Source organism: Acinetobacter sp. SW-226 (genome assembly GCF_055632855.1).
In genome coordinates, this window is sequence record NZ_CM145752.1 from 2,035,994 (window position 1) to 2,062,976 (window position 26,983).

General features: G+C 40.4%; 21 protein-coding genes and 1 pseudogene. 7 read left to right on the forward strand and 15 right to left on the reverse strand.

Annotated elements, in window-relative coordinates; translation table 11 throughout:
* The first annotated feature begins 11 nt into the window (after positions 1-11).
* Entirely contained in the window at positions 12-323 is a 312-nt protein-coding gene (locus ACZ8ZH_RS09750; protein ID WP_086209228.1) for a TusE/DsrC/DsvC family sulfur relay protein, read from the forward strand.
* A gap of 2 nt (positions 324-325) precedes the next feature.
* On the opposite strand, the gene ACZ8ZH_RS09755 is transcribed toward ACZ8ZH_RS09750, so the two are convergent.
* The 3 genes from ACZ8ZH_RS09755 to ACZ8ZH_RS09765 all read right to left on the reverse strand — a co-directional run bounded on the left by ACZ8ZH_RS09755 (position 326) and on the right by ACZ8ZH_RS09765 (position 4,176).
* On the reverse strand, positions 326-814 hold the full coding sequence (locus ACZ8ZH_RS09755; protein ID WP_119063913.1) for a winged helix-turn-helix transcriptional regulator: 489 nt from the start codon (positions 812-814) through the stop codon (positions 326-328).
* 114 nt (positions 815-928) lie between these two features.
* On the reverse strand, positions 929-3,070 hold the full coding sequence (gene mtlD, locus ACZ8ZH_RS09760) for a bifunctional mannitol-1-phosphate dehydrogenase/phosphatase (RefSeq protein ID WP_119063912.1): 2,142 nt from the start codon (positions 3,068-3,070) through the stop codon (positions 929-931).
* A 206-nt stretch (positions 3,071-3,276) separates the two neighbouring features.
* Positions 3,277-4,176 (reverse strand): LysR family transcriptional regulator, encoded by a 900-nt coding sequence (locus tag ACZ8ZH_RS09765; RefSeq protein WP_086209231.1) that lies wholly within the window; start codon positions 4,174-4,176, stop codon positions 3,277-3,279.
* Between the two features lie 100 nt (positions 4,177-4,276).
* Here ACZ8ZH_RS09765 and ACZ8ZH_RS09770 point away from each other — a divergent pair, with 100 nt between their 5' ends.
* Complete coding sequence (locus ACZ8ZH_RS09770) at positions 4,277-4,693, forward strand: CidA/LrgA family protein (RefSeq protein WP_119063911.1); 417 nt, start codon at positions 4,277-4,279, stop codon at positions 4,691-4,693.
* Positions 4,694-4,702: 9 nt separating this feature from the next.
* Positions 4,703-5,404, forward strand: coding sequence for an LrgB family protein (locus ACZ8ZH_RS09775; protein ID WP_086209233.1), 702 nt, complete (start codon positions 4,703-4,705; stop codon positions 5,402-5,404).
* A gap of 15 nt (positions 5,405-5,419) precedes the next feature.
* Here ACZ8ZH_RS09775 and ACZ8ZH_RS09780 read toward each other — a convergent pair whose 3' ends face one another.
* The 10 genes from ACZ8ZH_RS09780 to ACZ8ZH_RS09825 all read right to left on the reverse strand — a co-directional run bounded on the left by ACZ8ZH_RS09780 (position 5,420) and on the right by ACZ8ZH_RS09825 (position 17,744).
* Positions 5,420-6,643 (reverse strand): MFS transporter, encoded by a 1,224-nt coding sequence (locus ACZ8ZH_RS09780; protein ID WP_119063910.1) that lies wholly within the window; start codon positions 6,641-6,643, stop codon positions 5,420-5,422.
* Between the two features lie 75 nt (positions 6,644-6,718).
* On the reverse strand, positions 6,719-8,983 hold the full coding sequence (locus tag ACZ8ZH_RS09785) for a TonB-dependent receptor (RefSeq protein WP_119063909.1): 2,265 nt from the start codon (positions 8,981-8,983) through the stop codon (positions 6,719-6,721).
* A gap of 29 nt (positions 8,984-9,012) precedes the next feature.
* The gene (locus tag ACZ8ZH_RS09790; protein ID WP_322873880.1) at positions 9,013-10,257 is read right to left on the reverse strand and encodes an MFS transporter; all 1,245 of its coding nucleotides are present in this window, start codon (positions 10,255-10,257) and stop codon (positions 9,013-9,015) included.
* Positions 10,245-10,625, reverse strand: a complete 381-nt coding sequence (locus ACZ8ZH_RS09795) for a hypothetical protein (protein WP_086209236.1) — start codon at positions 10,623-10,625, stop codon at positions 10,245-10,247. The genes ACZ8ZH_RS09790 and ACZ8ZH_RS09795 overlap by 13 nt, the downstream gene beginning before the upstream one ends.
* Entirely contained in the window at positions 10,622-11,266 is a 645-nt protein-coding gene (locus ACZ8ZH_RS09800; RefSeq protein WP_086209237.1) for a GNAT family N-acetyltransferase, read from the reverse strand. Before ACZ8ZH_RS09800 ends, ACZ8ZH_RS09795 begins: the two co-directional genes overlap by 4 nt.
* A 27-nt stretch (positions 11,267-11,293) precedes the next feature.
* Positions 11,294-13,129: an IucA/IucC family protein gene (locus ACZ8ZH_RS09805; protein WP_119063908.1), complete on the reverse strand. Its 1,836-nt coding sequence runs from the start codon at positions 13,127-13,129 to the stop codon at positions 11,294-11,296.
* Positions 13,126-14,577, reverse strand: coding sequence for a lysine N(6)-hydroxylase/L-ornithine N(5)-oxygenase family protein (locus ACZ8ZH_RS09810; protein WP_086209239.1), 1,452 nt, complete (start codon positions 14,575-14,577; stop codon positions 13,126-13,128). The genes ACZ8ZH_RS09805 and ACZ8ZH_RS09810 overlap by 4 nt, the downstream gene beginning before the upstream one ends.
* Entirely contained in the window at positions 14,570-16,354 is a 1,785-nt protein-coding gene (locus ACZ8ZH_RS09815) for an IucA/IucC family protein (RefSeq protein WP_119063907.1), read from the reverse strand. The genes ACZ8ZH_RS09810 and ACZ8ZH_RS09815 overlap by 8 nt, the downstream gene beginning before the upstream one ends.
* 371 nt (positions 16,355-16,725) lie before the next feature.
* Entirely contained in the window at positions 16,726-17,193 is a 468-nt protein-coding gene (gene ybaK / locus ACZ8ZH_RS09820; RefSeq protein WP_086209241.1) for a Cys-tRNA(Pro) deacylase, read from the reverse strand.
* A 167-nt stretch (positions 17,194-17,360) separates the two neighbouring features.
* Positions 17,361-17,744 carry a fatty acid desaturase gene (locus tag ACZ8ZH_RS09825; protein WP_470247931.1) on the reverse strand — a complete coding sequence of 128 codons (384 nt, stop codon included), beginning with the start codon at positions 17,742-17,744 and terminating at the stop codon, positions 17,361-17,363.
* A 56-nt stretch (positions 17,745-17,800) separates the two neighbouring features.
* Between ACZ8ZH_RS09825 and ACZ8ZH_RS09830 the strand changes: the two genes are divergently transcribed.
* Positions 17,801-18,891, forward strand: a protein-coding gene (locus tag ACZ8ZH_RS09830; protein WP_470247662.1) for an IS4-like element ISAba1 family transposase whose coding sequence is annotated in 2 segments (ribosomal slippage) — positions 17,801-18,341 and positions 18,341-18,891 — 1,092 coding nt in all. Because the reading frame shifts where the segments join, the coding sequence is not laid out codon by codon here.
* A gap of 18 nt (positions 18,892-18,909) precedes the next feature.
* On the opposite strand, the pseudogene ACZ8ZH_RS09835 reads toward ACZ8ZH_RS09830, so the two are convergent.
* A pseudogene (locus tag ACZ8ZH_RS09835) lies at positions 18,910-19,746 on the reverse strand (alkane 1-monooxygenase); the annotation flags it as partial.
* Positions 19,747-19,915: 169 nt separating this feature from the next.
* On the opposite strand from ACZ8ZH_RS09835, the gene ACZ8ZH_RS09840 reads away from it, so the two are divergent.
* Positions 19,916-20,848, forward strand: a complete 933-nt coding sequence (locus ACZ8ZH_RS09840; protein ID WP_086209243.1) for an AraC family transcriptional regulator — start codon at positions 19,916-19,918, stop codon at positions 20,846-20,848.
* A gap of 282 nt (positions 20,849-21,130) precedes the next feature.
* Positions 21,131-23,335 carry an OsmC domain/YcaO domain-containing protein gene (locus tag ACZ8ZH_RS09845; protein WP_470247664.1) on the forward strand — a complete coding sequence of 735 codons (2,205 nt, stop codon included), beginning with the start codon at positions 21,131-21,133 and terminating at the stop codon, positions 23,333-23,335.
* Between the two features lie 69 nt (positions 23,336-23,404).
* Here ACZ8ZH_RS09845 and lpxB read toward each other — a convergent pair whose 3' ends face one another.
* Entirely contained in the window at positions 23,405-24,577 is a 1,173-nt protein-coding gene (gene lpxB / locus ACZ8ZH_RS09850) for a lipid-A-disaccharide synthase (RefSeq protein ID WP_470247665.1), read from the reverse strand.
* A gap of 246 nt (positions 24,578-24,823) precedes the next feature.
* On the opposite strand from lpxB, the gene ACZ8ZH_RS09855 reads away from it, so the two are divergent.
* Positions 24,824-26,968, forward strand: a complete 2,145-nt coding sequence (locus tag ACZ8ZH_RS09855; protein ID WP_119063904.1) for a TonB-dependent siderophore receptor — start codon at positions 24,824-24,826, stop codon at positions 26,966-26,968.
* The last annotated feature ends 15 nt before the right edge of the window (positions 26,969-26,983 follow it).

Consider the following 26,983-nt stretch of genomic DNA (forward strand, 5'->3'; position numbering starts at 1 on the left):
TGAGTGTTTAGATGAATTTAGAATTAGACCAAGATGGTCATTTAGTCGATTACACCATTTGGAATCAAGAGGTTGCAAAAGAGTTAGCAAAATCTTTAGAGCTTGAATTGACCGATTGGCACTTTGAAATCCTCATGGCAGTGCGTCAGTTTTACCAGCAGTTTGGGCACTCACCTGCAACACGTCCACTGATTAAGTTTTTAATGAAAACAGTCAACGCAGACATCAATAATGCCATACTGCAAGAAAAGTTTAATACTGGGCTTGTAGCGCGCCATCTGAGCCGTTTGGCTGGTGTACCAAAACCTGCAAACTGTTTATAAGCTTAAGCTTCTTTAACATCTGGTTGATTAACTAAAGCATCAACATAAACCTGTGTCGGTATCGCTTTGATGTCTTTGGCATGTATGGCATCACCACATTCGTTACAAACCAAATGTGGCTGAATACTATGCCCACAGGTTTTATGGATAAATTGCACGGGACGACCTTGCCCCTCGTCCATCCATTGATCGGCCCATGTTGCCATCGACATCAGCACTGGATATAAAGCCAAGCCTTTTTCAGTTAGACAGTACTCAAATCTTGCTTGACGATCCGCGTAGGGTCTTTTCTCCAAAATATCATGTTCAACCAAGCGCTTTAATCGCGCAGACAACAGGTGCCGAGTCATACCTAAATTTTCTTGAAAACTTTCAAATCGGCGCATTCCTAAAAATGCATTTCGTAAAATCAGCACAGTCCAGCGGTCACCAATTACCGACAGTGTTCGTGCAATTGAACAAGGCTGCTCCCCGATCTCATCCCATTTCATTACAAAAGAACCATGTTGATTGTTCCCGTAACGTTAAAAGATTTAAAGACAGAAGAAAAGCCCTTTTACCTGGACTTCTCTTTAAACATCTAATTGTAGCTATGCACTACCCCATTACACATAACTGGCTTTTAAAGCCTTTTGCTGCGTCTGGAACATAAAGTCTACTATTTCAATTTCACCGTTTTGTAGCTCATTGAGACGTTTTTCCATGACATAATACAAAGCTTTTTTATGTTCTTTAGACAGCGACATCTGTTGAAGCTGTTGTTTCAAATGAACCAAAAGGCTTTCTATTGGCTGATCATCTTCTATCATCAGGTATGCATAGCCAAAAATTGCACCACTTAATAAGGCTTCAAAAGAAAATCCATGCGAGACATTGTAAGCAACCGATGAAAAAACACGTTCAAATGCGCTCAACTTACGCAGTGGGTCACGCGCAACACGGCTGCATGGGTCTTTATAAGCATACTGGCATGACTGATCAAAACTTTTTGCCAATCGTATTAAATCATTTTTGCGTTTTGGCAGATAATGCGTCAGACCTTGCGTCACTTCTGCAAGCAGTTTTTCAACATAACACTGCACTCGCGGATCACCCATCGCTACTCCAATGGTCTGATGCCCGAGTAGGCTGGCATACCATGCAGTCATGGCATGTACGCCATTCCATAAGCGGTTTTTAATGAGCTGAATATCTGAAATTTGATCGACCAAGATCATTTGACGCATTTTACTGAGTAAGGGACTTTTGTTTTCTACATAGATTGGCATATCCATTTCAGCATTGAATAGAATTAAATCCATATGCTGTAAAATATGGCTCGGTTGAAAGTTTTGTCTCAAATCCTCAACATATTCACTGGCACGGCGTTCTTGATCTGCACTGAGTTTACTGACATCTTCAACTTCAATTTGATTACTCTCATCATCAAGTTGATATTGCTTAAAAATATTGTATTTAATGCACAGTTGACGATATAGATTTTTATCGCTTAGCTTAGACACCATACGGTTGACTACCGTATCGCAGAAATAGTGCTGCTCTAAAATAAAATCGGCAACAGCATGGTCTGTTAATTCCACCAAGGCTTTACGTACCTGCTCAAGAACCAACTGCTTGGCGCCTATTTTATTTAAGATAATTAACAGCGTCAGTGGAGTTTGAACTTGCTCATCTTGTGCTAGATAGCGTGCATAGAGGCCCTGTGCAATGGTTGCTGCTTCACTGACTAGAGCATTTTCAGCTAAACAAATCGCAATTAAACTCGACTCGACGTACATGGCATGCATCTGCTGTAAGTCTTCAGCATCAATAATATGCATATTTTCAATACGTTCATCATAAGACACTTGCCCATAGCGAATACAATATGCCCCAAATGCGTTAACGGCTGAGCGATATAAGCTATTCCGTGTAGACGCATAGATTTTTTTAGGACGCGTATAACCATCCCAATGCGATAAAATTTGTGCGATATAACCGCCACCAATCGCACCAAAGCCGTGAATTCCAACAGTGAGTTGATTTAAAGTTTGAGGAAAGCTTTCTTGTAAATTGGGCATTTCCAAATGTGAGCTATAAACATCTAACTCCGCAAGAAAATCATACATACTTTCAAAGTAGAAATTGGCATGACCCAACATACTTTCATTCGGTTCTTTAATATCTTTGAACAGTACACAGATGCCCCCAGCATCATGTGCCGAACGGATACCATTTTCAGAGTCTTCAAACATGAAACACTGTGCAGGTGCGAGGTTCAGCTTTTGCGCTGCACTAAGGAAAATTTCAGGATGTGGCTTCCCCTGTTCAACTTCATCACCACAGACCAAGACATCAAAAAACTTATAAACATTGGCATTGATTAAATACTCTTCAGCAATCGCTCTTCGACTAGAGGTCGCCACGGCCATACGTAATCCTGCTTTACGTAGGCGTTCTAGAACTTGTACCAATCCTTTTTTAATCGGAACACCATATTGGCGCACTGTTTCTAATTCTAATTCATCAGCTCGCTTACGAATGTCCCCGTAAGGAACTTCTTGACCATATTGCTTTTGAGCTAGCGCTTCAGAACTACGTGCACTTAAACCTAAACAAGCCATGAGGTAGGCATCTGAAAACTCGACCCCAATCTGCTCTTTGGATGCCTGTTTCAAGGTTTGAAACCGTAAACGTTCGGTATCAAACATTGTTCCATCCATGTCAAAAAGCGCACCATGCACAATATCATTTTTAAATTTAAACATTTAGCCTCCGTTTTTATGTTTGCACTTAGACTATACAAAAACCGGGCACAAATTTGATCCTCAGATTTCCTGAAACATTTTTGTTTATTTATTGATCAATAGATTAGGGTTTAAGCATTTTTTTGTAAACAAAAAGTAATTTTAGGTAATCGAACCGTAACCATAGCGATCATTTTTTTAACAAATTCTATCTGGAGATGAGCCATCTAAAAATGAATTTGATCTTTATATTCATCAATGATCGACAACCATGCACGAGTAGCAGGATTCATGACTACTGTGGAATTCCATGCCATATTTAAGTTCCAGCGCAAACTTGGTTGTTCCACTAAACTGACACTGAATTTTGCGCGATCTAATTGCTCACAATAAATTTGTGGTAATAAAGCAATACCGACACCAGACTCGACCATTTTGGCAATAAAGTCCCACTGACTACTTTTACATAATACTTTGGGTTCAAAGCCTGCTGCCATAGCTGCTTCCAATATCACATGGTTCAATGTAAAGGTATCTGCATACAGCAGAAACGATTCTTCTTTGAGCTCGGCAAATTGCACCACGTCACGCTTTCTCCATTGTGAGTCATGGTTGGAAAGCAAACACAGCGGCGAATCAATAATTTGTATCCCCTGAATACTAGGCTTTAATTCTCCCAGTAAGATACCAACATCAATATTTTTCGCTAAAATTGCTTCTTCAATTCCTGTTGCACCGACTTCTAAAAAATTCAACTCAATATTGGGATAAAGTTTATGAAATTTAGCAATCAATGAGCTTAAAAGGACTGAACCTAAAGGTGGCAGACCGAGTCTCAGCACACCTTGCTTTACCCCTCGAATCTGATCAGCAGTTTCAAAAATTTGCTGTTGCTGTTGTAAAATCTGCAATGCATGCTGATACAGCTGTTCCCCCATATAGGTCAATTTAACTTCTCGCTTTCGTCCTGCTTGCCCTTTATGAAAGAGGGGTAAGCCAATTTCATCTTCTAGTTGCCTTAATACTTTGCTGATAGTGGGTTGAGTTAAATAAAGTTCCTCAGCAGCTACACTAAAACTTTGGCTTTTCACTAGCTGCACAAATATTTTAAGGGTCTTAAAATCCAAAATTATTCCAGATAAGCATAATTATTATTTTATTATTCATAATTACCACCCTAGGTCAAACTTAAAATAACACTAACAATCCAAACATGGTGGACATCAGATGCGTCCGTTCAAACTGGTTTATCGTTCAATTCTTCAAGTCGGCCTGCTAATGACCATTTGGTATATCGGTACGTTTGTACAAGCTACGCTGTCCTTGCCTGTATCTGGTGGAGTCGTCGGCTTAACACTTTTGCTTATTGCACTGTTAACAGGATTATTCAAACTAGAATGGATTAAGTCAGGCTCTGATCTACTCCTCACTGAGCTATTATTATTTTTTATCCCCTGTGTCATCGGGTTAATTAAATATAAACATCTCTTTCTTACTCAAGGCTGGCAACTGGTTTTATCTATTGTTGTTGGTACCATTTGCGTAATGACCTGCACGGCCTACTGTGTCTCCTTAGGCTTTAAGCTTGAAGAAAAGTTTCAAAAAAAGACCAAACGACCCCATCAGCTCAATACACAAGTTTAAGGAACCACCATGCATATTCATTTTGTAGCCTTAATCTGTTTTATCGGGACCATACTGGCATATATTTGGGGTAAAAATTTTTATCAGAAATATCCCTATCTGTTATTCTCACCAACCATTCTAATCCCTTGTCTCATCATCCTATGTATGATGATGTTCCATATTCAGTATGACAACTATATGTATTACAGTAAGTGGCTCGTATGGATGTTAGGCCCTACGACAGTTGCTTTCGCCATTCCAATCTTTGAGTATCGCAAAGTCATTCAACAACATGCTTTCTCTATAGCATTAGGTATTATCATCGGCATGATGGTTGGAGTACTTAGCTCTTTTTACTTGGCACGTTTGTTTCATTTTGATGCTGTAACCAGTTACAGTTTGATGAGTCGTTCTATCTCTACCCCTTTTGCCATGGAGCTCAGTAAGGCCGTTGGTGGTTCTGTAGATCTGGTGATTTTATTCACTGTGATCACTGGTATAGTCGGCGGACTTTTGGCCAATTCTGTATTGTTAGTCCTAAAACTAGATTCCAAATTCGCTCAAGGAGCATCTTTGGGCAATGCAGCACATGGTTTTGGTACCAGCACTGCGTTCAAACGCCATAAAGAAGAAGGCGTAGCAGCCTGTCTCAGTATGGTTTTAGCAGGTATCTTTATGGTTCTTTTTGGTCCAAGTTTAATTAAAACAGTAGTTTATCTACTCAGCTAAGGCACAATAATAGCTTCAGCTAATACGACTAAAATTCTGCTCTTTAATGCCTTTAAAAGCAAAATACAGCATTAAGCCCATCATTAGTGCCAATAAAAAATAATAGGGCAAATGTTGGTTCACCTGATAGAGTCCAGTACTCAGCAACGGCGCGAAAACAAAACTTAAAGCCTGTGTTGCCGTACATAAACTGGCTATTTTAGTTTGTAGCGTGGTTGACGCTGTTTGGGCTGCCCCTGTGGTAAAAGCGGGCATTAAACAAGCTACAGCAATACCATAAAAAAGATAAGCGGCTTGAAAAACCCAAATCTGGCTAGCGCTGACTGAAAGTATTAACCCCAAGACCATTGTCGCTAGACCGAACCATAATAATTGTTTAATTGACCAATTGAGTCGTTTTGAAATCGCCAATTGCATTAAAACCAGTGCGATCCCCACAATCAATGAACACTGAGAAAAATAAATTGCACTTTGATAGGTATCGAAATGGAAGCGATCTTGAATATAAAAACCAGCAGTTAAATTTAAGGTAACAATCGCAACATATAAACTAAAACCTAACAACAACCAAATCCCTAATTTTGACCATTGCAATTTTTCTATCGGCAGAGTATCTAATTTCACCGTAGTATCCGCTTGTTCCTGTACCTGTGGCGCTTGCTTTGCTTGAAAACCAAGTACAATCCAAACCGCCATACCCGTTAAAATAGCCACGGCACCCCAAAGTGGTGTCAACATGCTCCATGTCAATAACATGGTCGTCACCAAAGGCCCAATGACAACACCTATACTGTTTAGTGCGCCAAACTTTGCCATGTTCTGACTACGATCCTGCTCACTTTGAAAAGCCGTCATGACATAACTTTGCAGTGCAATTTGTGGCATTGCCATAAAAAAGCCCGTACTGGCACGGGTCAATATGAGTAAGCTAAACAAAACAATAAACGACATGGAATAACTCAGCCCGTAACTAAGAACACCTGCAAATAAGCCCCATGTCAACGCCATACCAGTGAAACCAATACTTAATAGTTGATAAATGCTGAATTTTTGGGTTTGCTTAGCGATATAAATAGCAGAAACTGCCATGACTAATGCCCCAGCCGACACCAATGCACCACCTTGCAACTCAGTCAGCCCTAGTTGCCGAATAAAGGGCGCAAGCAAAGGTAAAATCATTGAGAAACAGGCGCCATTGGCAAGACTACCTGCAATAAAAATATTGTTATTGCTATTCATTTTATTATTTGAACCATATTTTAAGGCGAGATTACAAAGTAAAGAGGTAGCTGAACGCTACCTCTAGACATACAGTTAGTATTTCAATGTATAGCTCAGACCATAGGTTCGACCTTGAGCAGCTAAGCTTGAAATAGCCCCATAAACCGACTCAACCGATTGACTATAGACCGATTTGTAGTCTGTATTCCACACATTATACACCCCAAAGCCGATCGTACCAGGACCTGCTTTTGCATTGGCAATCACATCCATCGTTGCAAAGCCTTTGATTTCAGCAGGAACAGTCGAACCGTACTTTTCAGCGTCTTTTTTTGCTTTATCCGTACCACCAATAGCTAAGGCTTGAACACGTAGACTCATGTCATTGTTAAACTGCCACTCAGAAAATGCTGTGCCTTTCAGTGGCGCAACTCTGATTGCATCTAGTTCTTGCCATTTCCCAGCAGTATTTTTGAACTGTCCACGGGTATACGCTATGGTTCCACCCACTGTCCAATTTGGCTGTAGTCGATATGACGCATTTCCTTCTACACCATAAACGCGCTCATCTGTATCTAAGACTTCAATGGTATAGTTTGGACGGCCAAACTTTAAACTTTTATCTGAGTCATTATAAAAAGTGGTCACGCCCGCATTTAGACCATTTGTAGCTTGCACACGCCAACCCAACTCGTAGTTATTCACTTTAATTGGGTCAATGGTTTGGCTGTTGACTGTAAAACTTGCAGGCACATCACGAAGCATACGTTGAATATCAGGTAAATTTGAGCCTTGGGAAAAGTTTGCAAAAATTTGTTGAGCATCGCTTAAGTGATAAACTGCACCCACATTAAACAATGTCGCGTCATGCTTTACTTTACCGCCATTTAAAGTCTTGGCTTGGTAGCCTGGTTGCAAGTCAGCGGTAATTGCCTCTAAATAAGGCGTTGATTCATCCACTTGGCTTTCTACACGTTCATAACGTACCCCTGCTTTTAAGCCTAAGCGATCTGTCACATCAAAGTCTGTTTGAATGAAGGTACCCAACTTTTCTGTTTCGACATCTGGCCCAAAAGCATAATAATTAAAAGGCTTATAATTTAGACCGTTACTAGCCACAAATGCAGCACTATCGTACATTTGAATATTTTGTTCATCTTGTTCATTTTCATAGTCAATACCATAGCTGAGCCCCAACTTCCGACCATTTAAGTCAAATTGTTTCTGCAAGGCAACTCGCGCACCGTAAACATCAATATCTGTTTCCGACTGATAAACAAGATATAAACCGCCTCCCATAGCCTGAGCAGAAGGGAACCAGCGTGCTTGCTCATTCCGATAGTATGCTTCAGCATTTAAGGTATGCCCCAATACATTTTGATTTTCATATTGCGTATTAAATGCATAGCGTTCGGTTTGCGGTTGGGTCTCTAACTGCATGCCTTTAACCGCAGCAAGACTGGCAGTATAGGTTGGGTCACGTCTTAAATAGGCTAAACTCGGACCATAGTCAGGACCATATTCACTATCTTGTTCGTCATTAAAATATTGAGCACCAAAACTCAAACTTTGACTATCTGAAATATTCCAAGTCAAACGACCATTGATATCTAATGTATCCGTATCTTGACGGTCTGTTTGCGCAACTTCAGGCCCAATACGGTGACCATGGCTGTCCTGAATTTCACCACGAGTGGTATAACTGGCACCGAAAGCCCCTTGTAGCGCACCTTGGTTAAACAAAATATTTTGTGATGCTTCATAGGCCATAGCATCTGATTTAAAGTTATTTCCCGCAGTCATCCCAACTTTAGTTTCAAAGCTAATCGGGTCTTGGCCACCACGTTTGGTAATAATATTAATAATCCCACCTGTTGCGCCCGAGCCATAAATACTGGTTGCCCCTGAAACCACTTCAATACGCTCAATCATAGACGGTTGAATGCTATTTAACTGACGTGAACCATCGCGATAACCTGTTTGCGGTACACCATCAATCATGTATTGCACTACACGACCACGCATGGTCATACCATAGTTTGAGGTCGTTCCACTACTCGGTGTCAGAGATGGAACTAACATTCCCAAGATATCTGCAATACTCTTTCCTGCATTGGCCTGTTTTTCAATTTCAGCTTGATCAATGCTATAAACTGTCCCCGCAATATCCGCAATGCTCTTTGCAGAACGAGTTGCTGTCACCACAATCGGTGCCAGTTGTGTAGCCTCTTTTTGTTTAGCTTCAACACGGTTTGTTTGGCTATCTAATGTTGTAGTGACATCATCTTGTGCATACAATTGTGTACATACAGCAAGTGTTAAACAAGTCAACTGCATAGGTAACATAAAACGGCTCATATCTTTTTCCTTTTATTAAATTTCTTGATTCAAAAGTTTTGTTGAGTTTTTTGATGACGTGAAATGATGTATTGGCTCAGTAGTACACTGACCACAGACGCAACCGCCAATACCATATAAAAATTGCCATATCCGAGTGATTTGGCTAAAAATCCCGATGTAGCTCCCCCGATGAAATAAACCAGTAGCTCAAAACACACCAAAATGGTGAAGTCCGTGCCTGCCTGTTCTTTAGAACTGCTCTGCATGAAATAGGCATAGAGTGAAGTCATTGCTACATAACGAATCGCAAGCATGACAATCACAAATCCCCCCAAGAGTAAATGCCACTGGTTTAACCAGCCCAAAACAATGGCTGCGCCAATCACTCCATACAACACCGTTCGACACCACCCCGCCCAAATAAGCAACTGAGTAGCTTGCAACTTTTTCAGAAGAAATGCTGCCGTAACGGCAGCGAGCAAGCCCACGCCTGCGCCAATCACAGACATCAGCACCCCAATTTGAGCAAGCGTCCATTTTTGGTCAATGAGCATCGGATTGAGCATCGCCATTGCAGGTGCTTCAACCACGCGATAGCACAAAATCAGTGCTAAGGCCGATAAAATCTCTGGCCGTTTAAAAGCACGGATTAAGCTTGGAGCTTGTTTAGCGATATTCGTCTGTTCACTTGCATTCTCTTGTATGTAAAAAACAGCAAACATGGTCAATGCTGTCATGACTGCTAAACACACCAATGCGCTTTCCCAGCCGTAATATTGGTACAACCATAATGTTGCCGCACCACCTAACATACTCCCCAAAGCGACCCCAATACTTTGTGCCATACTGCCTAGACGGTATTCGGACTCTGAAAAAGCTTCAACGGTATAGCCATCAATAGCAATATCTTGAGTCGCAGCAAAGCTTGAGATCCATAAACCAATCACAACAAATACGATCAATCCGTAAGAGAACTGGGTAAAAGCCAAGGCCAGAACGCCAAGAACCAATGCTATTTGAGTAAAAAGCAACCATGTTTTTCGTTTCCCTAACTTCTTGATATAGAGTCGGTCAATCAGTGGTGCCCATAAAAATTTAAAAGCCCATGGAATATAAAGCAGTGACAACATTCCAATCCAACGTAAATCCACCCCCTGATGTCGCAAAATAGCTGGTAATGCCACATTGTAAAAATACAAAGGCAAGGCATGCGCCAGATATAAAACAATAACAACGGCTAGGCTCAAAGCAGAGATTTGGCGTGTTGCTCTTTGTGAATTTAGGTTTTGCATATCCACCTCTGCACTGCCCATTGCAGTGCATCAGAATGATCAAGCGTGACGTAATAAGGCACCCGCCACGCAGCATGCAGTGCGGGTGTATTCAATCGTTGTTGATCTGCCGGGTCTTGTGCAATTCGGACTAAACCCAAGCAATATTGAAAAAAAAGCTGTTTGTATGTTTTGTACCAAGCCGCTTGCAGTTGACGGTATTCTTCCGGAAATTCCGTGCCAACGTCGGTTTGCATGACCAAAGCAAAGTTTTGTTTCTTTAAGAAAAAACGTTCAATTTGGCTGAGCCATTGTTCAAATTCGGCGACTGTAACATCCTCCGAAAATCGCATATTCATGATGTGTATATGTTCTGAGCTATAGCTCATGTAAATTCCTCAGTCCTATTGAGTGGGTTGTGGTTTTGCATAAATGCAGTTGAATGAGTTAAATACCCTCCAAATTTTTCATAGAATTTATGTTTAAAGCAGTAATACAACATGGCTGTTTTTTCAGGCATCGGAATTAGGCGCTGTGCCTCATAGCACATTTCTTCCACTACTGCTGCATAAGGTTTAACAGTATGGTCAGGCTCACCAACAATTTTTTCGGATGGCGCATTCTCAAAAATGTAAAAACCCAACAAGCGCATTACTGGGCGCAAGTAGCCCTTGCCGAAAGCTGACTTTTCACCAAACAGTAAGTGCCAACCAAGGTCTAAAGCATCGCCATCGTAATAACGCCCAAGGCGGTCACGCTTGCCTTCATAGATTTCGGTATAACCCACATCCTGACCATCTACCCCTACGATCAACAACCGATGATGATCATCAGCCAACATTTTTTCAAAATAAACAGCAAGGTCGATTTCAGACTTATTCAGCTGCCACTGCGGTATAACGTGGGGCTCATGCATCCATTTATGTAACAGTGCTAAATCCTCTGGATACTGCACTTGACGTAGGTAAAATTGCGTCTCATTCTCATAGTATTCATAAAAATCGGGAAGTTGCTGTGACAGTGTTTTCATGGGGAAGCCTTCTAATTTTTTAGTGTTTTACGATGCGATACGCTTTGTAGTTGTATCATCAGTTGATTTCGCTACCTGTTCTGACCAGCGTTTTAAGGTTTCAGGGCTGACAGGATTAGCAATTGGATCTAAAAATACAGGGACAGGACGTTCTGCCTCATCGTTATAACTGGTGGTAAATAAGCGCACACGGTTTAAACAAATCTTTTCAAACTCTGCTCTAAACATGGCAAATTTTTCAATACGTTCTGCCAACTCTGGATGCGACTGATGAAACGCATCAATCACTGATGAAATAGTCTGCCAAAACTCAACTTCACTATGCTCAGGATAGTCTTGTAGGAATACATTACAGATATAGCGGTAATGCACCATAAACAGCCCAGTGAAAATAAAATGACTGAGTTCCTGCGCAGGATGTCGCAGTAAAATTTGTCCCTCAATAGGTAAACCAGCCAACTCTGGGAAGTCTTCATCGACCAAGTTGACATCATCAATAAAGTCTTTCAGCACCATTTTCTGCGGTACGCCATTGGTGTGAATCAGCATGGTATTTTCCCCGTGTGGAGAAAAAGCCAAGCCATATTTGTACAAACAAATTAAGAGTGGAGTAACAGATACTTCAGCAAAGCGTTTTAACCACTGTAATGGGCTCAAACCTGAGGCCTGAATCAACACAGCTAATATTGACTGTCCGTTGATGTCTCGATGTAACAAAGCTGCTTGCGAAAGTGCCTGTTCACCAGTTCCAATCACTGGGTCTATACTTTCACGCCATAAGCATCCAAACAGTTCTTTAAACTGATACGGCGCGCCTTCAATCTCATCAAAGCATGGCTGATGGATGGTCAATGTTGCGACTTCACCTAAGAATACAACACCTGACTGTTTTAAGTCTGGATCTTGAGATTGAATCTGCTTTAGCCAAGCTGTGACGGCTGGGGCTGCGATGTTCCGTTTAGATGGCAATCCTCGATACACTGCGGTATTGAAAATACTGACTGGTAATTTGACATAATGCCGCTCAGGCTGACTAATGTTGCAAAGCGTGCGAATCGACTGCATCGGCACGTAGTCATCGTCTCCAATACCTAACTCGATAATACGCTGATCTACAATTTCATTAGCATACGTTGGCATTAACCATTGGTGCCACTGCCATGCATGTACGGGAATGAGGAAATAGTCACGACAAGAGCAGCCTCTGTCATGTAATTGTTGTTCAAAATTTGTGAGTTGTTCTGCACTTAACTCATGTTGATAGAGTGTCCCCGCTTGCCACTCTTTGGTAGAGCGAAATTCCGCTAGATCACGATGGACTGCTAGCCATAGTACTTTTACAGTTGGAGAAAGTTCTGGCGCAGCACTTAAATAATCATCATAACCAAAACCCATCCGACCTTTACTCATAATCAACCACGGATGACCACGCAACATGCCTTCAATTTCATGATGCGATGCGGTCAATACCGCTGCACTGCTTAAACGACTTTCATCAAATAAATGCGCTTCAGCTAACCATGTATTGTTCATTTCTTTGATCAAATACGCCTTAGTAAAAGGTTTAACTTCAGTTTGATTTGAAAAGGCGCGAATAAAAGTATGTAAGTTCCATGCAGGAATATCCTCAACCGCACCCAACTCGCGTACCGAACCCTCCTCAATTTGCCAATGTCCCAATAAATAGTTCTGAGCTTTAAAGGTATAGCTTTGATCATCCAAAAGAAGTTGATAGCTGTGGTCTCTTAAATGAGTCACTTGAATAATTTCTTCATATAAAAATTCAGCAATCGCCATTTCGATTAAACGCTGTCCTGCTGAACGCCACTGTTTCTGATTCACTTGAAGTTGTGCAAAGTTCATATTATTTTCTCGAATGTATAGGCCGTCATAGATGGATGTAGACCTGTTTGTATTTTTTGCTGTTCAGTATTTTTGGACTTGGATAAAGAATGAACTGAAACTGATACCCTCTGAGTGGATATGCCATGCTGCACATACACTTCGGGGTTTAACTCAGGTTTAAAGTGCTGGAAAGTCTGCTCATTACTTCCTATTTCATAGAGCTGATAACCGAGCAATTGATTGGCAATCATCGCTGCTCGAAATGCACCAAGTCCTAAGTCTGGTGTACCAACACCATGACTATGCATCTCTTGGTTTTGCACAAAAATTTCGCCCATTGCACTATGCTGTAAACGATAATCTTGACTGACTTTCCAGCGCCCCATTTGATCGGTTGCAATCAAAGGTTTTAAATATTTCAAAAATGGAAACTCAGGGCTGTAATAACCTGTGGATGCAACCACAAAGTCAACATCCATATAGAAGCGCTGTTGAGTTACCGTATGTTCAAGACTTAATCTGATGTGCTGACTTTCCATCAACTCAGCATCAAGCAACTGAATTTGAGCATGCAAATGTGTTTTTTGCGGGGTAGATGCAATACTACGGTGATAGAGCCTTTGGTAAATATCTCGTATGGTTTTGGCACTAATACCTTTGTACAACAACGCTTGATCTTTTAACTGCGCAGCTTTTTGTGACTCCGAAAGCGTGTAAAAATGCTGGGTATAGTTCGGGCTAAAATGTTCCAACCCCAAAGGGGCATATTCCATCGGGAAAAAGCCATTGGAACGCGTCAGCCAGTGCAACTTGAAGTCTGCTATTTTGGTACGATCATGTTGATACTGCTGATCGAACAAATCCAAGAAAACCTCAGCAGAAGACTGGCCAGAACCTAAGACCACGACATTACCTTTTAGTTTTTCTTTTTGATGTGTCAAATAGTCTGATGAATGAATACATTTCTCAGGAACTTGCTGCTGTAACTTATGTAAACAATCAGGTAAATAAGGCAAGTTACCTGAACCAATTACTAGGTTTCGGCACAAGTAACGGATAAAACGGCCACCTTGTTCAACCACGACCTCATAACCTTCACTTTTAGCATAAATGGCCTTAACTGTTGATTGGTATTGAATATGACTGAGTTGATCTGCCACCCATTGGCAATAATGGTTGTATTCACTACGTGGAATGTGTTGCTGTTCAAGAAAGTAGAATTTATATAAGCGCTGCTGTGTTTTTAAATAATTCAAAAAACTCAACGGGCTGGTCGGATCGACCATCGACACCAAGTCTGCCATAAATGGAACTTGCAAAACTGTATTGGGGAGTTGCATACCTGCATGCCAGTCGAACTGCGCTTTTTTCTCAAAGAACAGATAGCTTAATTCCGTCTTTTCATGCAACAGACTGGCAAGGCTTAAGTTAAATGGCCCTAGGCCAATCGCAATAAAATCAAGCATAGAGAGCATCCTCTTGTTTGATACATAACGGATTGGCTAACTGAATATAGACCGACTGATTTTCAACAGCTGCTATTAATTCATCTAGTTCATATAATCGGGTCAGCAAGTTGCCCTTATAGGGTAAAGTCTGCTGATACAACAAATTCTGAATTAAACTACTCTCTGGATATTGTTTTAAAAGCTCCAATAGATGTTGCTGAAGCACTGTAAGTAAATCGTGTTCACTTACATAGCCTGTTGCACCAATGGCATTAATAATGCCGAATAAGGTATTACCAAAAAAATAATAACTAAAACGCTCATCGACAAATGCCTTTGGTCCAACCGCATGAGCTTTGTCATTCAGCTCTGGGAACTGTTGTAAAATTTCAGTTGCAAACTCTTCGATATAATAAAAGCCTTGATTATCACGTAGCCACAGCAACTCTGGCCAACCATCTTTTAACTCAACCAAGACATTTTGTTGATGCGACTCAAAGGCCATTCCGTAACGATGATAAACATACATGAGTGGGCTCAGACTGATATTTAAGAAAGCCTTAAACCAGTCGTGGGCAATTTGTATTTTATCATCTCGCCTGTGTTGAACTGCGATTTGCTCAAATAATGCGTTAAAACGATTGCGTTCTTTTATAGGATGGTCCTGACATAATGAAGCAATACATGTCACTTGCTGTTTTAGATCAAATGGCTGATCACGCACGATACAGATTGTTTCATCAATAATTTCACCATTCAGCTGTAGAGCAATCCATGCAGGATCATTGACCGCTTTTAGGCTTGGGCATTGTTTTAAAATATCTCGGCCCAATTCACTATGCCAAAGCCGATGCGTCATTTCACCGCGATGGCATTCTTTGGCTAAGTTGACACGTATAGAGTTGGTAATCATCACTGAAAGCGAAGGTTTCAGCATCCACGGCGCACTAAAACTAGCTAGAGTGCGAACAGATGTTGTTGGTGAGAAGAGCCAGGCTTTTTCACCCAAATCGATAATTTTCAATTTCGTTTTTAAATGTTTAAACCACGCTTTACTTTGTAAATAGCGGGCTTGCCACGGATGTAAGGGTAATAATTTATAATGTGCATAGGTAGACAGCGTGACACTTTCGGCTTCTGAGAGATGCCATTGAATTTCTTGCTTCAATTGCTCTGAAAAAGGGTTCTCAAGTGCTGTTCCTTCAGCAATATATTCGGGTGCCACTAGCCAATAGTGAAGTTGAGTTTGTCCTCTGGCTTCAGGTGAATATTTCTGCCAGTCTTCATGTACAAAGCCTGTTCTGCTTTTTGGCGCAGGATGCATGCTATGCCCTAAAATCAAAGCTTGTTCAGATGCGATAAAACTTTGCTCAGCCTGAACAAGCTCATCAAAATCATCTGCTCGAATATTTAAAAACTGTTGTAAAGCATCACGGCTTTGGATCCAACGCTCTAATAATGAGGCCGCGTCTACTTGACCTTGGGTTTGCTGAACCAACTCTTCTAGTAGCAGACTGACCATTGCAACTGAGCTAAAGTTAAGCTTCTGACCTTTTTGAAAAATTTGAGGCAAAGCAGCAATACGATGTCGCCCAACACGGCTGACATAGCTTAACGGAACAAAAAGCTGCGCTTGGATTAAATTGAGTGGTAAAGATAACAGCGTCAAACCTTGGCTAAACGCGAGTTGAGTTGAGTTTTGTTGATACTTCTCAAGCAAATTAGAATTGCCTGTTTCTTGTGAGTATGCATTGACTAGATGTTGCATCGCCAAGCGATTGGCTTGCTCTTTCATCTGACCATATCCTCTTATAAAAGCTTATTTCAAGCTCATTTCATGTAATTATGTTTCTTAAAGGTGTTCACGTTGGCCAACGCTGTAAAGCATGTTAATGGTAATTATTATCATTTATTTTTGCAATTTTGTTTACTTTTGAAAAAAACACCAAAAAAACAACATAAAGTATTGTTTTATATTTATTTTAAATTGTTAATCAGTTTTTTAAATATATAGTATACGAAATTACACCATAGCTTTAAATGATAGTTTATGAATTTATAATTGATCTGAACTATAAATTTTCTCTATTTTAGATTGAAAAAAGCCCACTCAGATGACCTGAATGGGCTCTAAAATAAACTAAAAGTAAACGCAAGATTCGCTGTTTATTCATCCAACAAATCAGCAAAACTAGCAGAAAGTACTTTGGCCAAATCCTGAGGCTTTAAACCGATATCCAATCCACGTTTACCGCCACTGACATATAGTTTTTCCAACTGTTCTGCGCTTTGGTCAATTACAGTTTTTAACCTTTTTTTCTGCCCTACAGGACTAATCCCTCCGACCAAATAACCTGTCAGTCGTTCTGCATCTTTAGGATCGGACATTTTTAGTTTTTTGGCACCTACAGCCTGCGCCACTTTTTTCAAGTTCAACTGATGATGTACAGGAAGAATTGCAACAAAATAGTTTTTTTCATCGGTCACTAACAGTGTTTTAAACACTTCTTCGACACGTAAGTTTAATTTTTCCGCAGCTTCGAGCCCGAAGCTTTTGGCATTGGCATCATGCTCATATTCATGAATAGAGAATTCGATTTTATTGGCTTTCAAAAGTTTGGTTGCTGGTGTCATTACTGTTCAATATTTTCATTACATACATCGCAGTATAAGCCTTTTAAAAAGGAATGTTTAGCGGTAGGCCTTTCATGAGCATCGAACTTACAAGCACTCAGTAAAGCAATGACTGTAAGTTCGATGTCAACTATGTATTCAGCTTGTTATCGCTGAAATATTGCAGTTTAGTCAGCACTTAATCCGAATTTCTTAAAGATTTGAGCACGGCGCTTAGGCAAGATATTGGCTTTGGTCAAATCACCTTGGTAGTGATCAAACACTCGTTGATCCATCATTTTAAACCACAGCTTTGGAATTAACGCTGGAATCAACATGGTGGCATAACCACTCGGTAGCTCTGGGGCTTCATCAAAATGTCTTAATGCCTGAAATGGGCGGGTTGGATAGGCATGATGATCTGAATGGCGTTGTAACTGATATAAGAATAAATTCGTCACAATGTTGTTATTATTCCAGCTGTGTTCAGGCATGGTTCGCGCATAGCTGCCATCTTCTTTTTGGCTACGCTTTAAACCATAGTGTTCAATATAATTCTCTGTACACGACAAAAATAGATAACTCATTGAAATAATGTCACAATAATTGTTTTCTAACGACGAATACTATGACACATCTCAATGAGTTATATCTTATCTTAAACAAATATCTAAAATGGAACAAGTCACATTTAAAGTGCTTTGCGCTCATCATGCTTGTGATTATTTTAAAGCAAACATGTAATCTTTCTTCTGCATCTAAAGCCTTGCCCATCAAGTGCTTACCACAATCATTTTATCGACGTATGCAGCGCTTCTTTGCAGGTCAGTATTTCGATTATCGTCAAATTTCTCGGTTGATTTTCAATATATTTTCATTCGACAAAGTGCAACTGACTTTAGATAGAACCAATTGGAAATGGGGAAAACGAAATATTAATATCCTGATGCTCGCGATCGTTTATCGTGGAATAGCGATACCTATCCTTTGGACATTGCTTAATAAACGTGGAAATTCAGATACGAAAGAGCGCATTGCTTTGATTCAACGCTTTATCTCCATTTTTGGTAAAGACCGTATTGTGAATGTGTTCGCAGACAGAGAGTTTATCGGTGAGCAGTGGTTTACATGGTTAATTGAACAAGACATCAACTTCTGCATTCGTGTTAAAAAAACTTCATTGTCACCAATCATTTAGGAAAGAATCATAAAATTAGTGATTTATTTCGCCATCTTAAAGTTGGTCAAATTGAATGTCGTAAACGACGGATTTTGGTTGGTCGGGTGAAACTATATATAAGTGCACTACAGTTAGAAAATGGAGAGCTTTTACTCGTCGTTTCTCCTCAGTTTAATGCCAATGCTATTCAGGATTATGCATTACGCTGGGAAATTGAAACCTTATTCAGTTGTCTCAAAGGACGCGGGTTTAATCTTGAAAATACGCGCTTGACAGACCCTAGACGAGTGAAAAAATTGATTGCGGTGTTAGCTATAAGCTTCTGTTGGTGTTACTTAACGGGTGAATGGCAACATGATCAAAAAAAAGCGATAAAAATAAAGAAGCATGGACGACTCTCAATGAGTTTATTTCGCTATGGTTTAGACTATGTTCAAATGGCGATTCAGCGTTTAATTGGTTTTGGGAAAAAAGAAGAGTTTAAGGAAATTTTGGCAATTTTAAGAAGGCAGAAGCCTGATAGGATAAGGGTTCTGTGAAATTTGTCGTGTACAGAGAATATAATTAATAATTTCAAACAGGCTCACCCCATAAAATGCCTGTGTCACCAGATATGGCGCTACTTTTTTACCAAACAATTTCAACATGGTTGCATGAAAGCCCGCACTCATTGCCCATCCATGAAACAGTTCATTTTCTTTGGAAAAGAATGACAGGCCTTTGCGTTTTAGGCGTTTATGTTCAATTTCAACCGCCGACTTCAATCCACCCAAAACAGTTCGCGGCCAAAACTCATAAAAAGTCTCCCCCATTTTCGATGAAGCAGGATCTTCTGGCGTCGCAGCACGTTTATGGTGTCCATAGGGGTGCTCTATACGGAAATGATTGTAGACCAACGGCACTAAAGTCATATGTGACCAATAATGATCTGATTTTTTAGGACGATGGCACAACTCATGTGCTGTATTTACTGCTACTCCATTAATTGCCCCCATGGAGACACCCAATAATATTTGGTCGAGCATTGATACATTTTGGCGGGTCACCACATAACCTGCAAACAGGTTGGCTGCCATTTGTAGCGGAATGAACAATTTCACAATACGGTCATAGTACGGGTCATCCACCAAGACCTTAATTTCATCATCTGAAGGATTGTTCTCATCTGCACCAACCAAAGCATCGACCGCTGGAATGATGACATGTAATAATAGTGGCCCACCTAAGGCAAATATTTTCTTAGTGGGTTTTGGACCAAAATGATAGCCTGCTAAAATGCCCATGCCAATCACAGGAAGCCCAGGACTCAAGAGCCAGCCAAAACGCTTTTTATCCATCCCTGCTGCATTTTTAACGACTACGCTAGAATTCGTCATTTTCACTGATGCATTCATTACCATTCTTCCAATTTTCTTGTTATGCCTTTATATTTCTAGAAATGGGACATAAAAAACAGTTGCTAACGTCCAAGAAAACAGCGTAATCGTCCTTGACCTCAAATGACTAAAATTGACCCTAAATCAAATATCAAGACCCAAAAATAAAGAATAGAAATCGTAACGTATGGATGCTTTAAGTAAAATTTTTGAAGATATACACCTCAACCAATCTGAGTACCTCTACCTTAAACCGTATGGTGAGTGGGCTTTTCGCTATAGCGAACAATCCACAATGATGGCCTATGCGGTATTACAAGGTGATTTCAATATTTACCTAGAAAACAAACAAAGCATACGAGCGGAAGCAGGTGATCTGATCTTACTCCCTTCGGGGCCAAGTCATGAATGTCGGTCGTCAAGCAAAGACCAACTATTAGAAGTATTCGATATTTCTGACTTATTTGCTCAAAACCAACACAAAGAAGTCACTTTTGGAAGTGATGCGACACAACAAAAAACCGTAATCTTGGCCTTACATGCACATATGGACCCTATTATGGCGCGTCCGTTGGTACAAGCCTTACCCGCATTTATTCACCTGCAACACCAAGACCTCAGCACAGTGCCTGAATGGTTGCAAATTGGATTGCAGTTTCTCGCTCTAGAAGTCCAACGCATACGCCCGGGTCGCGACAAAATTTTGGATCATTTGGTCAGTATTTTATTAATTGAATGTGTACGTGATTATATTGACGCGCTGCAAGACTCGAACAATTGGCTGAGTGCTTTATCTCATCCTGAACTCTCCAATGCCCTTGCTAAAATTCATGCGGAACCTGCACAGCCTTGGACAGTTGAGTCCCTTGCAGAACAGTGTTGTATGTCACGATCTAAATTTGCCACATTGTTTAGCCAAATTTTAGGCACCAGCCCTTTGGCTTATTTGCAACAACATCGTCTGCGTTTAGCCGCCCAATACCTGCGCAATGGACAAGGCACAATTCAACAAATTGCACATCGGGTCGGATACAACTCAGAAACGGCTTTTAGCCAAAGCTTTAAACGACAGTATCAAATGAGCCCAAGCCAATATAGAAATCATCCAAACCCAACTTAAAGTGCTCGTCCTTAATGGTTTAATAGCAATCTTCTCTCTACTTATGTCTTTCTGTGCCCAGATAAATACCTTGAACTTGCAGACAAAGATTAGCATCTTGTGAAAATCCCACTATAATATCCCGCATCCTTGCTAGAGATGGCTTCAAACCACTGCTTGTTTGTTCTTTTTCGCTCTAGCCACACTTTTTTAAGTCCAATTTTCATCCGTGATTCGGCTTATTTTTCAATGTTTTATCTCTTGTATGTCCATGCTGACATATAAGAAAATTTAGGTGCCAGCATGGAAATCAAGGTTAATTATCTCGATAATCTTCGCCAAGAAGCGAAGTTCGATGATTTTACAGTCATTGCCGATCAACCGATTCGCTACAAAGGTGATGGCTCTGCACCCGGTCCATTTGACTACTTTTTAGCATCTTCTGCGCTTTGCGCGGCTTATTTTGTCAAAGTGTATTGTTTGGCACGTGACATTCCAACCGACAACATTCGTTTGTCGCAAAACAACATTGTTGACCCTGAAAACCGCTATAAACAAATTTTCAAAATTCAAGTTGAGCTCCCAGCAGACATTTCAGAAAAAGATCGTCAAGGTATTTTGCGCTCTATCGACCGTTGTACGGTTAAGAAAGTCATTCAAACAGGTCCTGAATTTATTATTGAAGAAGTAGAAAGCATTGATGCTGATGCTCAAGCCCTGCTTATTCCAAGCCTTGCTTCTGAAACCAGCACCATCATTGCAGGTAAAGACCTGCCTTTAGAAGAAACCATTGCCAATATGTCAGGAATTTTGGCTGGTCTAGGCATGAAAATTGAAATTGCCTCTTGGCGTAACATTGTGCCAAATGTGTGGTCTTTACATATTCGTGATGCACAATCGCCAATGTGTTTTACCAACGGTAAAGGGTCAAGCAAAGAAAGTGCATTAGCTTCTGCACTGGGTGAGTTCATTGAACGTCTGAACTGTAACTTCTTCTATAACGACCAGTTCTGGGGTGAAGACATTGCCAATGCCGACTTTGTGCATTATCCAGATGAAAAATGGTTCATGCCAGGTCCAAATGGTGAAATGCCAGAAGGTGTACTGGATGAATATACGATTGAAATTTATGACCCTGAAGAAGAACTGTTAGGTACGCATTTATACGACACCAACTCAGGGAAAACTGAGCGCGGTATTTGCGCTTTACCTTTTGTTCGCCAGTCTGATGCTGAAGTGGTTTACTTCCCATCAAACTTGATTGAGAACTTATACCTCAGTAATGGGATGAGTGCAGGAAACACCTTAGCTGAAGCACAAGTACAATGTTTGTCTGAAATTTTTGAGCGTGCGGTTAAACGTGAAATTTTGGAAGGTGAACTGACCCTGCCAGATGTACCGCAAGAGGTTTTAGCGAAATACCCAAGTATTCTAGCGGGCATCCAAGGTCTAGAAGAGCAAGGTTTCCCTGTACTGGTGAAAGATGCCTCGCTAGGCGGTCAATACCCTGTCATGTGTGTGACCCTTATGAACCCACGTACAGGTGGTGTATTCGCGTCTTTCGGTGCACACCCAAGCTTTGAAGTTGCGCTTGAGCGTAGCTTAACTGAGCTACTGCAAGGTCGTAGCTTTGAAGGTCTAAACGACTTACCTCGCCCAACATTCAGCTCAAATGCAGTCACCGAACCCAATAACTTTGTTGAGCACTTCATTGACTCAAGTGGTGTGGTTTCATGGCGCTTCTTTAGTGCTAAATCGGACTATGACTTTGTCGAGTGGGACTTTACCAATCAAGGCCAAAACTCAAATGCTGATGAAGCTGATGAGCTGTTCGGTATTTTGGAAAATATGGGCAAAGAAGTCTATATGGCCATTTACCAACATTTGGGTGCAACAGCCTGCCGTATCTTGGTGCCGGGTTACTCAGAAATTTACTTGGTTGAAGACTTGGTTTTGGACAACACCAACAAAGCACTACTTTACCGTGAAGACATTCTCAACTTACACCGTTTAGACGATGAACAGCTTGAAGCACTGGTTGAACGTTTAGAAGAATGTGAGCTAGACGACTATACTGAGATCAAGACGTTGATCGGGATTGAGTTTGATGACAATACCGAATGGGGTCAATTGACTCTGCTTGAACTTAAACTACTCATCTATCTTGCATTAGAGCAGTTTGAGGAAGCAAAAGACTTGGTTGAGGCATTCTTACAATACAACACCAATACCGTTGAACGTGGTCTGTTCTACCAATGCATGAATGTCGTGCTCGAAGTGATGTTAGATGACGACATGGAACTGGAAGAATATGAAGCCAACTTCCGTCGTATGTTCGGTGATGAACGTATGGATGCGGTAATAGGCACAGTTGAAGGTCGTATTCGTTTCTATGGTTTAACAGAAACCAGTATGAAACTTGAAGGCTTAGACCGTCACTTACGTTTAATCGACAGCTATAAAAAGCTACACGCTGCTCGTGCCAAAGCTGTTGGACTAAAACCTTAACGTAAAGAGAAACAACCCAAATACGTTTGGGTTGTTTCTCACTGTACTATCGCTATCTCTTAAAGAAAATTAATCTAAAATATTTAAAATAGCCTCAACAGGGTTTTCACTATTACCTGCAAGTAACTGTTTATGCATGGTAATGTGTTGCATGGCTTGAATTTGTGCTGTTTCAATATTCATTAATTTTTCAATTTCAGCTGCCAATTTCTCAGGTGTTGCATCTTTTTGAATTAATTCTTGTATCACTTTCTTGCCTGCAATAATATTCGGCAATGAATAATATTGAATCTTAATCAACAGTTTCACCACATGATAAGTGAGCCAGTTCAACTTATAGAAGGTCACCATTGGTCGGTGTAACAGCATAGCTTCTAAGGTTGCTGTACCAGAAGCCAATGCCACAATATTCGCTGCATTCATCACTTGGCGTCCAATTTTAGACTCGGTGCCTGAGTTTTCAAGTAAATCAATTTGGTCGACCAGTGCTTTTGGATACTGCTTAAGCAAAGCTTCGATTTGTTGCTTACGTGCATCATTGATTGCTGGTATCACAAAACGATAATTTGGATATTTGGCGTAGAGTAATTTTGCAGCATCTAAAACCAGTGGACCGAGTCGTTCAATTTCACCACGTCGGCTTCCCGGTAGTAAAGCAATATGTTTTTGACTCAGATCTAAACCCAGCTCTTCTTTGGCTTGTAAAATTGGGTTTTCCAAAGGCAATTGGCTCGCCAAAGGGTGTCCTACAAATGCAGCGGGAACATCCCATTTTTTATAAAATGCTTTTTCAAACGGGAACAAACACAATACCAAATCAATTGAGGCTTTGATGCCATGCACTCGTCCCTGACGCCATGCCCAAACGGAAGGACTAACGTACTGCACTGTTTTTATGGGCAGTTGTTTTTGCTTTAAACTTTTTGAAAGACGTAAATTAAAATCTGGCGCATCAATTCCTATAAATACATCGACAGGATGGGCAGTCCACTTCTCTACCAGCCCATCACGCACTGCAAAAAGTTTTTTAATATCTTTAAGAACCTCAACCAGCCCCATAACTGACAAAATATCCATCAGATAAAAGCTATTAAAACCCTCTGCAAGCATTTGTGGGCCACCAATACCCTCAAATTCTGCATCAATTCCTTGCTCACGAAAACTACGAATAAGTTGAGCACCTAAAGTATCCCCTGATACCTCACCCACTACGATTCCAATTTTAAGTTTCCGGTTTTGCAAAGCATTATTCCTTATTTTTCAACCCATACATCATAACATAGCCATTTTTAGATTGGCGCGACTATGTTGGCCCAATCTGGGAATAGCAAAGACTACGATAATGAAAGAAAATCTAAATACACTAAATACTGCGCTTCAAATCTATCAAACAAAATTTTTCGATTTATTTTTTCAATTGTGAAGAACTTGTAAACAATCCCAGCAAACAATAAACTTATCAATAATTATTCTCATTAGTATTAATCAATGTTGAACATCCAATCTCATGGCTTTAGGTTATCAATTATTAGCTTAGCTATTTTTAGTGCTCAATATAGCCTTGCACAAGATGCGCAAAATTTAGCAACGATTACTGTGCAAGCAAGTGATGAACAGGCAGAAGACAGTAAAGCCTATACCGTCAAAAATTCTTCTAGTGCAGCAAAATTAAACATTACTGTGAAAGAAACCCCACAAACTGTAAATGTAGTAACTCGTCAGCAAATGAATGACTTTGCACTCAATAGCACTCGTGAGGTTTTAAATAATACACCTGGAGTCACAGTTACGAACCAAGAAACGGAACGTTCAACGTATATGGCTCGTGGCTTTGAAATCTCAAATATATTAACAGATGGTGTTGGATTTCCATCGAGTAACTACAACTACAATAATACCAACCCAGACACATATTTTTATGATCGAGTAGAAGTCATTAAAGGTGCAGATGCTCTCACCAATGCCTTTGGTGACCCAAGTGCAACGATTGACTACATTCGTAAACGCCCTACCAAAGAGCTCCAAGCGAATGCTGGACTAAGTTACGGCTCGTGGAATACGCAACGATATGAAATGGATGTATCAGGTCCGCTCACTCAAGATGGGAGCATTCGAGGCCGTTTAATGGCTTATGAGCAAACTGGAGATTCATATATTGATCGTTATTCTTCAGAAAAAAATGGATTTTCTGGCATTCTTGAGGCTGACCTAACGGATAGTACTTTACTTACTGTTGGTTATAGTGAAGAAAAAAATAAACCCAATGCAAATAATTGGGGAGCACTGCCACTATTAGATTCAAGTGGCAATCAACTTTCATATGATCGTAATTACAACCCGAATCCTAATTGGGCATATTGGGATAATAAAAGTCAAAATGCATTTATAGAGCTAAAGCAAAAAGTTCACGAAAATTGGGTAGCAAAATTCAGTTATAACTACACGAATACTGAGCATAATAGCAAGTTGCTCTATTATTATGGTTATCCAAATCAGGATGGATCTGACGTATCACTCACTGCTTGGGGTGGTAAAGAAAGTCAAAAAAGACATTTTGCTGATTTAAATTTACAGGGGGAATATGCTTTGTTTGGCCGAGATCACGAGGCCACGATTGGATATAGCTATATTCAAAGTAAGCAATATGATCAACAAACAAATGGATATATTAATGATAACAACATTTCAGATGATTATTCACTGGGCTACTTACGCCAATTAACGACAAATTGGGCAAGTTGGACTCCTCAATCTGTAACTTGGTCTGATTTCAGTGAAGCTGCAAATTATACTCAGAAAATTAACTCTTTATATGCCGCAACTCGGTTACATCTCAGTGATGACTTAAAGTTATTATTAGGTGCCAATTATGTACAAGCAAAAAATGATGGAACTAGTTATGGTTCATCTGTTGCTTATGATGAAAGTAAAGTTTCGCCATATGCTGGCATCACGTATAATTTTACTCCTGAATATACAGGGTACTTAAGCTATACCTCTATTTTCCGCCCACAAACTGGTGCAGAAGTTGATAAAGCGCTTAAACCTGTTGAAGGTGAAAGCTATGAGATGGGAGTTAAGAGTTCATGGCTAGATGAGAAACTCACTGGTACATTTGCTGTATTCAGAACCGAGCAAAGTAACTATCCTTTACGTAGCTCAGATGGCAATCCACTAACACGGAAAGTGGAAACAAGTGATTTACGTTCCCAAGGCATTGAAGTGGGCTTAGCAGGTCAACTCACCGACCACCTGAATATATCTTTTGGCTATGCTCAATTTACCCTAAAGGATCTAAAAAACGGTGGAGATGTTCGAACTTATAATCCGAACCAAACCATCAATCTTTTGACGACATATAACATTCCTACTTTACCAAAACTAAAAGTTGGTGCGGCACTACAATGGCAAGATTCGACGAAATTATATGATTCATCAGTAGACAGTACGATCACTCAAGATGCTTATGCATTAGTCAATTTAATGGCGAGTTATGATTTGAATAAGCATATTTCCCTTCAAGCTAATGCAAATAACGTTACAAATGAAAAATACTTATACAGCTTCCCTGATGGTCAAGCATTTTATGGCGCACCAGCCAATTATAGTGTTGCTGTGAAATTTAAATATTGATTCAATTGCGCCTTG